7 protein-coding genes are annotated in these 10,793 nt (G+C 76.6%); all 7 read left to right on the top strand.

The window, feature by feature from the left end:
* On the top strand, positions 1–667 hold a 667-nt coding region (locus ACFU74_RS11355; RefSeq protein WP_380755212.1), incomplete at its 5' end, for a hypothetical protein.
* Positions 664–1,089 (top strand): hypothetical protein, encoded by a 426-nt coding sequence (locus tag ACFU74_RS11350; RefSeq protein ID WP_380755210.1) that lies wholly within the window; start codon positions 664–666, stop codon positions 1,087–1,089. The genes ACFU74_RS11355 and ACFU74_RS11350, both read left to right, overlap by 4 nt.
* Complete coding sequence (locus tag ACFU74_RS11345; protein WP_380755208.1) at positions 1,082–2,413, top strand: baseplate J/gp47 family protein; 1,332 nt, start codon at positions 1,082–1,084, stop codon at positions 2,411–2,413. The genes ACFU74_RS11350 and ACFU74_RS11345 overlap by 8 nt, the downstream gene beginning before the upstream one ends.
* Positions 2,410–4,794, top strand: a complete 2,385-nt coding sequence (locus ACFU74_RS11340; RefSeq protein ID WP_380755206.1) for a hypothetical protein — start codon at positions 2,410–2,412, stop codon at positions 4,792–4,794. Before ACFU74_RS11345 ends, ACFU74_RS11340 begins: the two co-directional genes overlap by 4 nt.
* Positions 4,791–6,593: a hypothetical protein gene (locus ACFU74_RS11335; RefSeq protein WP_380755204.1), complete on the top strand. Its 1,803-nt coding sequence runs from the start codon at positions 4,791–4,793 to the stop codon at positions 6,591–6,593. The genes ACFU74_RS11340 and ACFU74_RS11335 overlap by 4 nt, the downstream gene beginning before the upstream one ends.
* Positions 6,590–6,922 (top strand): hypothetical protein, encoded by a 333-nt coding sequence (locus ACFU74_RS11330; protein ID WP_380755202.1) that lies wholly within the window; start codon positions 6,590–6,592, stop codon positions 6,920–6,922. Before ACFU74_RS11335 ends, ACFU74_RS11330 begins: the two co-directional genes overlap by 4 nt.
* Positions 6,919–10,761 carry a hypothetical protein gene (locus ACFU74_RS11325; RefSeq protein ID WP_380755200.1) on the top strand — a complete coding sequence of 1,281 codons (3,843 nt, stop codon included), beginning with the start codon at positions 6,919–6,921 and terminating at the stop codon, positions 10,759–10,761. Before ACFU74_RS11330 ends, ACFU74_RS11325 begins: the two co-directional genes overlap by 4 nt.
* The last annotated feature ends 32 nt before the right edge of the window (positions 10,762–10,793 follow it).

Genomic DNA, 10,793 nt, shown 5'->3' with positions numbered 1-10,793 from the left:
GGTGCGCGGCGCGGACGGGCCCACCGCCACCGTCTGGCGGGGGCTCGCGCCCGGCGACGGCGAGCCGATGCAGCACCGGCGGCTGGACACCGCCCGCAGCGAGCCGGACCGGCTGCCCGGTGTCGGCTACGCCACCCCGTTCGCCTGGGGCCGCTACGGGCTGGTGCTGCCGCGCTACCCCGGCACCCGGGTGCTGCTGGTGCCCCGGCGGGGCCGGGCCGACGACGCGGTGGACGTCGGCGCCCTCTGGCGGGACGGCGAAGGCCCGGCGGCCCGGTCCGGCGACTGGTGGCTGCACCTGCCCGCCGCGGTGCCGGCCGGCCAGCGGGGCGCGGTCGGCGACGACCGGCCCGGCGCCGACCCCGGCGACCGCGCCAGCAACGACCTCACCGACGCCGACGGCAACCGCGTCATCGAGGTCGGCGAACTGACCGTCCGGGTCGGGCGCAAGGCGCTGCACGGCGCCGGCGTCCGCCCCGAGCGCGCCCGCGCCGAACACGCCGTCACCATCGAGCACGCCGACGGCGGGGCGTCCGTGGTGATCGCCGCCGACGGCACCATCACGCTCACCGGCAAGAACCTGCGATTCGAGGCACAGGAGACCATCGCGATGAAGGCGGAGAACGTCAAGGTCGCCGTCACCGGGCACATGGACGTGACCGGATGACCGCCGCCTGGAACCTCGCGGTCGGGCCGTCCGCCGAGCCGGTGCCCGCCACCGACCCGCTCGCCGCCGACCTGCTGCTGCGCGACGGCGACCTCGCCGTCGTCACCGGCCCCGACGCCGTCCTCCAGTCGGTGCGCCTCGCGCTGACCACCGCGCTCGGCACCGACCCGCTCGACCGCGGCTTCGGCTTCGACGGCCTGCGGGTGCTCGCCGAGGAGCGCACCCCCGAACTGGTCCGCGAGCGGATCCGGCTCGCCGTCCTCGCCGTCCTGCGGCGCGACCCCCGGGTGCGGCGCGTCCTCGACGTCCGGGTCGACGACCCGTCCGGCGCCGACCGGGCCCTGGTGGTCGGCGCGGTCCTGGAAACCGACACCGGCGCGGTGCTGCCGGTGACCCTCACCACCGGAGTGCAGCGTGCCTGACCAGCCTTCCCCGATCACCCCGACCGCCGAGGCCGCCGAGGCCGGGTACGGGGTCACCGACCACGGCTTCGTGCCCAAGCCCTACGCCCGCCTGGTGACGGAGCGCTTCGAACTGGCCCGCGAGGTGTTCGGCGCCGACCTCGACCTCGGCCCCGGCTCGGTGATCCGCCGCCTGCTGGAGGTCACCGCACTGGAGGACGCCCGCACCTGGTCGGCCCTGGCCGGCGCCTACGACGACGCCTTCGTCCCCACCGCAGGCGGAGCCGCACTCACCGCGCTCGGCGCCGAACTCGGCCTCCCCCGACCGTACCTGGAGGCGGGCGGCGAGCTGAGGCTCTCCCTGCGCGGCACCCCGTCGGCGCCGGTCGTGATACCGCGCGGGGTGCGCCTGCTGACCCCGCGCGGCGACGACGCCGCCACCGACGCCCGGGTGGAACTCTCCGCCCAGCAGCGGCAGGTGACCGTCCCGGTGGTCGCCTTCAACCCGGGGCCCGGGGGCAACCTCGACCCGGCCCGGCCCGAGCAGCAGATCACCGCCTGGAACCCGCAGGACCCCTGGCGCGCCGAGTTCCTCGCCGGCCCGGGCAAGGCGGGCGTCGAGATCGAGATCGACGGCGCCGCCGCCCGGCTCACCGGCGGCGAACGGCAGTGGCCCGACGACCGCTACCGCCGGCTGCTGCTGCGCGCGCCGCGCTCGCTGTGGAACGCCGAGGCGATCCGGCTGGCCGCCGCCATGGTGCCCGGCGTGCGCCAGGTGCAGGTCAGTGACGTCTACGGCGGCCTGGACATCCACCAGTCGATCTTCGGCACGCTCGACGGCAACTTCATCGACCGGCTGTTCGGCGACGAGGCCACCGCGGCGAGCCCGTTCGGACTGGACGTGCTGGTGGCGCCCACCCCGGCGGCGATCTGGGGCGGCCCGGGCGGCGGCGGGCTGCACGACGCCGTCCGCCGGGCGATCGACGACCTGCGCCCGCTGGGCGTGGTGCCGCGCATCCAGCCCGCCGTGGAGGTCGGCGTGGTGCTCTCGGCCCGGCTGGTGGTGCGCGGCTCCACCACTCCGCCCGACCAGTTGAAGGCCCGGCTGCTGACCAGGGTCGCCGAGTACGTCGACGGCCTCGGCCTCGGCGAGGAGGTCCGGCACGCGGCGGTGCTCGCCGCGATGATGGCCGAGCCCGGCCTCGCCGACGTCGTCGACCTCAAGCTGACGAAGTTCCCCTCCCCCCTCCACGCCGGAGCGGTGCCCCCCGCCGGACCGAACGTGCGGCTGGCGGCCAACGAGATCGCCGTGCTCGTCGAGGACGCGAAGGGGCTCACCCAGTGACCGCCCGCACGCCCATCGAGCCCCCGGTGGCCGGCCACCGGGCAATGACGGCCCACCTCCCCGCCCCGCTGCGCGCCGCGGTGTACGACGAACCGGTCGCGCTCACCGCGGCGGACGGCCGCCTCACCGGGCGGCTGCCGGGCACCCCCGGCACCGGCCCCGCCCGCCCGCTGGTCCTGGCCGGACCGGCCCGCGGACTCGCCGAGCGGGGCCTGCGGCTCACCGCAACCGTGGCGGGCGCCGTCCAACCGCCGCTGCTGGTACTCCCGTTCACCGAGGCCGAGGCCCTGCACCCGCTCCCGCTCGGCGCCGACCGGGTGCCCGGCACCCCGTTCGAACTCGCCGCCGCCTGGCTCGACGGCGACGGCACCGCCCACCCGCTGACCGCCGCCGAGGCCGCCGACCTGCTGCGGGTGCGCTGCCTGTCCGGCACCACCGCCCGGCTGCTCTACGTCCTGGGCGCGCCGAAGGCCGAGATCCGCCGCACCGCCCGGCAGATCGCCGCCTCCCGCACCCTGGCCGGCGCGCGTTCCGGCGCGCTCGACGAACTCGGCGCCGAACTGGAGGCGCCCCGCTTCGCCGAACGCCTCACCGTGCGCCCGGACGGCGCGGACGTTCGGCCGGCCCGCGAGAGCGACGACGAGTACCGGGCCCGCCTCGCCGTGCTGCGCCCCTGGGCGGTGCCCTCGCCGCAGGGCCTGGCCGGGCTGCTCAACGGCCCGGCGCCGGAGGGCGGGGCGCTGGCCCGGTTCGCCGTCCCCGCGCCGTTCACCGTGGAGGACAGCGCCAACGGCCTGGCGATGGCCTTCCTGGTCACCGCCCCGGGCGGCGACGCGCTCGACCGGCTCACCGTGCTCGACCAGGTCCGCACCGTCCACCTGGTGCACCCCGGCCCGGAGGGGGACGCGGTGCACGCCGCCCGGCCGCTGTCGGCCGACCGCCGGGCCCGCGACGAGCAACTGCGGGCCGCCCTGCGCACCGGCTGGACCTTCGCCGACCGGGCGGCCGCGCAGCCCGCGCTGGCCCGCGGCCTGGCCGCCGCCCTGGTCCGGCTGGCGGCCTGCCGCACGGCCCTGGGCGCCACCGCCCGCGGCACCCTGCTGCGGGTCCAGGACCGGGACGGCGGCAGCCGCTACGAGCTCGGCATCGGCGCCGACCTGACCCCGCTCACCGCCGCCGAACTCACCGCGCTCGCCGCCCGGGTGCGCACCCCCGACCCGTCCGTCCCCCCGGAGGTCCGCGCGCTGATCGCCGAGCTGCGCCCGCCCGCCGACCCGGCCGACGACCCGGACGGCCGCTGGCTGCTGGCCCCCTGCGGTCTGACCACCGTGCACCGGCTCGCGGCGGACCGCCTGTTCGTCTCGCACCTGCCCCTGCACGGCATGGTCCTGGACCGCGACGCCGACCAGCTGCGCGCCCGTTACACGGCCCGCCAGGACGAGCGCACCCACGCCGTGCTCGGCGACGGCCTCGCCGCCGCCCTGCGCGCCTGGACCCCGCACGGCGCGGCGACGACCGTCCTCACCGACCGCTCCGCCGCCGTGCAGCGGCTGCGCACCGAGGCCCAGCAGCTGACCGCCGCCGACCCGGCGACCGCCGCGTTCCGGGCCGCCGGCCTGCCCGCGGTGTCCAACCCGCTCCCGGCGATCGAACAGCTGCCGCCGCTGCCCGCCGAGTTGTACACGGTGATCACCCTGCCCGGGCAGCTCGGCACCGACTTCCTCGCCCGCGGGGCCGAGGCCGTCGCCCAGGTCCGCCGGCTGGTCGGCCTGCTGCGCGACCAGTGGCTGGTCTCCGCCCTGCCGGTGGTGCTCGCCCCGGCCGGCGGCACCGGCAACCGGACGCTCGCCCTCGTCGTCGGCGCCGTTCCGCTGCCGCAGGTCGGCACCAACCTCAACCGCCGCCGCGCGGTGGGCTTCCGCTGGCAGACCGTGCGGATGCGCGGCGCGCTGGCGCTGTCCGCCACCACCGGCGCCGCCACCACGGTCGGCAGCCCCGACGGGGGCGTGGGCGTCGTCGTCGCCCTCGGCTACGCCCGCCGGCGGCGCACCGACCCGTACGAGTTCAGCGTCGACCTGCCCGCCGGCACCCTCGACCACCGGCAGTACGAGGCGCTGATGAACCTGCTCGACCGGGTCCACCCGGCGGGCACCGCGGTCGACACCTCACCGATCCGGCGCGCCCGGGTGGTGCTGGGCACGGGCCCCGACCCGACCCCGCTGACCCCCGAGCAGTCCCGGCTCTACCGGGACTACCGGCCGAGCCGGGGCCACCTCGCCGACCGGGTGTTCAAGCCCGTCACCGCGGGCCTCCAGGTCGGCGTCCGTGCCACCGTCCGCGTCGACACCTACCTCAAGCCTCGCAAGGGGGAGAAGCCGTGACCCAGCCCGTCCCGCCGATGCAGCGGCCCCGCTACTTCGACTACCAGTTCCTGCGCGCCGACGACTTCGACACCGAGCAGCGCTACCACCGCTCCCGGCGCGAGCTGCTCACCGCGCTGTTCTACAGCCCCGGCGTGGTCTCCGGCCTCACCGTGACCTGCACCGACGCCAGTGTCACGGTCGCCCCCGGCTACGCCGTCGACCGGCTGGGCCGACTGGTCGTGCTGCCCGCCGCGGCCCAGGTCCCCGTGCCCGGCGCCGGCGACCTGACGCTGACGGTCGCCGTCCGCTACAGCGAACGGGCCACCGACCCGAGCGACGAGACCGGCGTGCCCGGCGAGACGCGGTGGACCGAGGAGCCCAAGGTCGAGGCGGTCGGCGTCGTCACCGCCGACCACCTCGTGCTCGGCACCTTCCGCCGGGCCGCCGGCAAGGGCACCGTCACCACCGCCGGACGGGTCGCGGCCGGCCTGGTGATCCCCGGCCAGTACACCGTCAAGGGCAACCTGACGGCCGAGGGCGACCTCACCGGCGCCAACCTCAACACCAAGGACGTCCGGGCGACCGGGGCGATCGTCCCCTCGGTGGGCGCCACCGCGGCGAACGGCATCATGTTCCCCCGCGACCCCGGCGGCGGCTCCGGTGACGAGGCCTTCATCCGGTACTTCCCGTACAACGGGGAGAAGACCCAGCTGGTGATCGGCACCGGCAACGACCCCGACGACCTGATCGACTTCTACCAGGCGGCCAGGACCAGGCTGCGGCTCGGCGGCGGCATGCTGCACACGGGCCGGCTGGACGGCGACACCGCCGTGGCCGGCGAGGTGCTCGGCGCGCTCGGCTTCCACGGCCACGGCGTCCAGCACGCCCAGTTCTCGTTCCGGGCCGGCCGGGGCTTCGAGTTCGTCGACCGCAGCGCCGACTGGCCGTCGCTCGAGTACGCCGCCGACAGCAAGCCCTACGCCGACGTCTACGCCCGCAACCTCACCGTCAACGACGTGACCGCCCGCAACCTGGCGGTCAACGACGTGACCGCCCGCAACCTCGCCGTGAATGACGTCCGATCCACCGGCGACGTGTACCTGGGCCGGGACAAGACCCTGGTCGGCGCCGGCAACCTGCACCTCGCCGGGCCCGGCAAGACGGTCGTCAGCAACCAGTACTTCGGCAGCAGCGGCCTGCTGCACGTCCAGGGCGGCCTGTCGATCGGCGACTACGAGCCGGCGCTCAACCGGATCACCTCCTGGGACGCCAACTTCGGGGGCGGCCTCTACCTCGGCGGAACGATCGGCGACTTCGGCACCGCCACCGTCCGGATGTACAACAACGGCGACATCCGCTGCTCCGGGATCGTCTACGCCAAGGAGAAGAAGTTCCTCATCGACCACCCGCTCGACACCGAGCGGAAGTACCTCCTGCACACCGCGCTCGAAGGGCCCGAGAACGGCGTCTACCAGCGCGGCGAGGGGCGGCTCGCCGATGGCCGGGCGGTGGTCGAACTCCCGGAGTACTTCGAGGCGTTGACTCTGGCAGAGGGTCGAACCGTGCAGCTCACCCCGGTCTTCGAGGACGACGACGAGCCGCTCTGCGCGCTCGCCGCCTCCCGGGTGCGGGACGGCCGCTTCACCGTCCGCACGGTCGACGGCTCCCCGGCGTCGCACGCCTTCCACTGGGAGGTCAAGGCCGTGCGCGCGGACATCGAACCGCTGACGACCGAGGTCGACAAGGCCGAGTTCGACCTCCGGCACGAGGCCCCGGCCGCCGCGCCCGCCGCCGTGCCCGCCGGGGAGCCGGCATGACCGCCGTCCCCGGGGCGCGCTCCGTCACCGCCACCCCCGGCACCACGCCGGCCAACGGCGCCTGGGCCGCCGTCGAGGTCACCACCGCCACGGCGTCCAGGCTGCGGGTCGACGGCAAGCCGCCGCTGCTCGCGGCGAGCGGCTCCTTCCACTTCACCTCCAACAGCGGCGCGCTGGACAGCTCCGTCGGCCTGGAGGGCGCCGGGGCCCGGCTGCGCTGCGACGGCCGGCCGGTGCTGCTGACCGGCGACGCCGAGTCCGACGGCTACGGCAACACCCTCACCGCGGCCGACCCCGGCCGCCTGCGGACGGAGCGGCGCCCCGCATGATCCCCCAGGTCACCGTCCCGGTCCGGCTGCGCCTCGACGCGACCGCCGCGGCCGAGGGCTCCTACCGCCCCCGGCTGCGGGCCGCGCTCACCCGCGCCCTGGCCCGGGCCGCCGCCAACGCGCCGGTCGGGGCGGTGACCACGCCCGCGTTCCGCTGGTCCGGGCCCGGCGTCGCCGAGCTCTCGACCGGGGCCCGTGACCGCATCGAGCGCGAAGTCAAGGCGCTGATCCAGGAGTTGGCGAAGGCGCCGGCCCTGCCCGCCGGACCCGCCGACCGGCCGGCCCTGCCCGCCGGACCCGCCGACCGGCCGGCCCGACTCGACGTCCTCCCGGCCGGGTTCACCCTGCGCCCCCGCTCCGCCTACGACATCGCCGAGGAGGGACGCCCCGCCGTCTGGCTCACCGAGCCGATGAGCGTCCGCGAGGCGGCCCGCCGCCTCTACGGCCGCCCGGACGACTGGCGGTTGCTCGTCTACTGGTACAACCGCGACCTCTGGGCCGCCGAGCACGACCTCTCCCGGGACCTGCCGAACGTCGCCGACCGCCCGCTGCCGGCCGGTCGGCGCCTGCGCGTCGAACCCGGTCTGCTGCCCGAACGGCTGCGCGCCGAAGTGCAGTTGGCCGCCACCCGCCGCCAGTCCGGCGAACTCGACCAGACCGGCGGCGCCCGGCTCGTCGTCGAGGACCAGTCCGCGGGCGGCCCGGTTCCGCGCGGCAGCACCGTGCGGATCGGACTGCGCCTGCCCGAGGACGTCTACCCCGTCCGCGCCGAGTGGCGGCTGCGCCCCGACCCCGTCCACCGGGCGTTCGGCGGCGGCCTGGTGGACGCCGTCCGCACCGGACCCTCCGGCCGCCTGACCGGGGCGGAGAACGCCGAACCCCACCGCTGGGACCTGCCCGCCGACGCCGCCGGACTGCACATCGTCTCCTGCCGGCTGTTCCGGGACGGCGAGTTCTGGCAGGAGGTCTGGACCTCCCTGCTGGTGCTCAACCCCGAGGACCTCGCCCGGATCGTGCTCCGCTCCGGCGCCGCCGCACCCGCCGGCCTGGCCGAGCTCCGGGCCGGACTGCGGACCGCGTACGAGGAGCGGATGCGCGGCCTGGCCGCGCCCCGCGCGCGGAACGGCGGCGGCCCGTACCTGGTCGCCGAGCCGGACGGCCGGGCGACGCCGGGCAGCGAGGTCCGCTACCAACTCATCTGGCCCGACCGGCCGGAGGAGGAGGTACGGCTGCGCTGGCAGGTCCGCGCCCTCGACCCGCCACCGCCCGGCGAGTACCGCGGCGAGCTCGGCCGGGGCGTGGCGGCCGCCTCCCCGGGCCTGCTCGGGCCCGGGATCCCGACCGGATGGCTGGCCCCGGGCCGCGCCTTCAACGACTTCTGGAAGATCCGCTGGGCCGACCTTCCCGGGCGCTACGAGATCGGCTGCGAGCTGACCTGGAGCGGGGGCGTGCGCCACGCGGTGCTGGAGCAGCGGGTCGCGGTCGAACCCGGCAGCCGCCCGGGGTCCGCGCCGGACGGCCCGCACGCGGCGCGCCGGCAGCTGACCGAGGACCTCGCCTTCGTCGACCGCACCCTCGCCCGCGGCGAGGCGGTGCCGCTGCGCGCCGCCTGGGTGGCGGGCGAGGGCGAGCCGACCGGAGTCCCCCTCCAGCTGTACGTCACCACCGCCCCCGACGCCCCGGCCGACGGGGTGCGGCTGCGGATCTGGGACCACTCGCCGTCCGGGCGCCGCCGCTCCTACGAGGGCGGCGGCGACACCCCGCAGGAGGCGCTGGACCGGGCGCTCGCCGACCTCGCCCGGGTGCCCTACCCCAAGGGCGTCGTGCTCGCCGAGACCGACGGCTTCACGCTGGCCGGGCGGGCGTTCCCGGCGCGCGCCGTCGCGCTGCGCTGCTCGGGCGAGATCCCGCTCGCTGCCTTCCTCGCCGCCTCCTCGACGTTCCTGTTCGTCGGCGGAGCCGTGCTGTCGATCGCCGGCGCCCCGTACGTCGGCGCGCCGCTGATCGCGCTGTCGCAGGCCGGCGGGGCGGCGGCGGCCGTGGTCCGGCTGCGCGACCGCGCGCTGTCCGGGGACCTGCGGGCGGACGAGCAGACCCTGCTGGACGCGCTGGACCTCGGCGGCAATGTCACCGGGGCCGTGGGCAAGGGCGCGAAGGTGCTGCGGATCACCAAGGGGGCCGGGGCGCTGGCCTTCGTCGGCGAGGTCGACGGCGTCCTCGGGAACGTCCAGCTGGTGGTCTCCAACGTGGATCTGGCCTACCGGCTGGACACCGCGCTGGCGCGCGGCGAGCGGCGGGAGATCCTCGGCGTGCTGGGGGAGGCGGCCGCGTCGGGCGCCCTGCTGAAGCTGGGCGCGCTGGCCGAGGGCGCGGCGGAGGAGGGGAGCGCGCCGGCAGCGGGCGCCCCGGTGGTGCTGCGGCACGCCACCGTCGACCTGCGCTTCATCGAGGCGCTTCCGGCCGAACTGCGGGACACCGTGGAGGTGCTGGAGGACGGCGGGCGCACCGTGCAGGTCCGGCACGACTACGACCGGCTGGGCCGGGGCCGGATGTGGATCGCCGCCGGGCCGGACGCCACCGCCGAGGACGCGGCGCACCACCTGGCCGCGATCCGCGCGGTCCAGGACGCCCAGAGCCTGCGCGGGGGTCTGCGGACCCTGGTCGAACAGACCGGCGCCCTGCTCACCGGCGAGTACGTGCCGGTGCCGGGCACCAGGGCCTGGGACGCCGCGCGGGAGATCGAGAAGCTGACCTCGATGATCGATGCCCTGCGCGGCGGGAGCCGCCGGGACCGGGCGAGGATCGCCGATCTGAAGCGGCAACTCGCGGAGCACCGCCGTACCTTGGCCGGGCGGAGCACCGAGCAGGGCGGCGTGGTCGCCGCCGAGGACGGGCGCCGCCGCAAGCGCGGCGAGGGCCCGGTGCGGCTGGACCCGGCCGGCCAGGCCCGGGCGGCGGAGAAGGTGCAGCGCACCGAGCGGGACCTGGCCCGCTCGGCCGCCGCCACCGCGGCGCAGACGGCCGCCGCCGGCGCGGCCGGCCTCGAACTGGCCGGCCGGATCCAGGGCCGCCCGCCGCGCCCGGCCGCGCTGGACGGGTGGTTCGGCAGGGCCGGCCGGCTCCCGGACGAGGACCGGATCGCCGAACTCGACGCCTTCGTGGCGCAAGGAGGCCGCTCCCCGCAGGAGTTGGAGTACCTCACCTGGCTGCGGGACTCCTGGGCGCTGCGACACGAGGCCGACGAGGCCGGCGGCGCGGTCCGGGCCGGCGGGGGAGAGAAGGACAACCTCACCACCGCGCGCGAGGCGGGGGAGGGGGAGGTGCGGGAGAAGAGCCGGCCCCTGATCGAGGTGATGCGCACCAAGGGCGAGAACTACCGCAACCGGAGCCGGATCGACTTCGACGAGGTGACGGGCCGCGAGGCCTGGGAGGCCAGGGTGGCCCGGGCGGTCGCGGAGGGGAGGGAGAAGCCGACGCTGGACACCGACCACCTGGTCTCCCTCGACCGGATCACCAAGCTGGACGAACTCGTCCCGGTGCTGCGGCTCTACCTGGCGGCCCCGCGCGGGGTCCGGGCGGAGCTGTACGAGCACCTCAAGAACCTCGGCGACCACGAGGACAACCTGCGCCGGATGGACGCTTCTGCCAACCGCAGCAAGAACAACCGCAGTTGGCACGAGTACAGCTACGACGACGCGGCCCGGTACGGCTACACCCCGAAGCAGGTGAACGCGATGCGGGCGTTGGAGGACGCGGCGCTGGCCGCCATCCTGCGCCGGATCGAGAAGTTGCTGGCGGACTACACGGCCCGGGTGCACGGCGGCGTCACCGGGAGCTGACCGCCGGGCCCGGTGCACGTCCGCCGCATGCG

Source organism: Kitasatospora sp. NPDC057500, from assembly GCF_042802195.1.
Taxonomy (GTDB): Bacteria; Actinomycetota; Actinomycetes; order Streptomycetales; family Streptomycetaceae; genus Kitasatospora.
The sequence above is the reverse complement of the archived record's forward strand: the minus strand, read 5'-3'. Positions and strand labels throughout refer to the sequence as shown.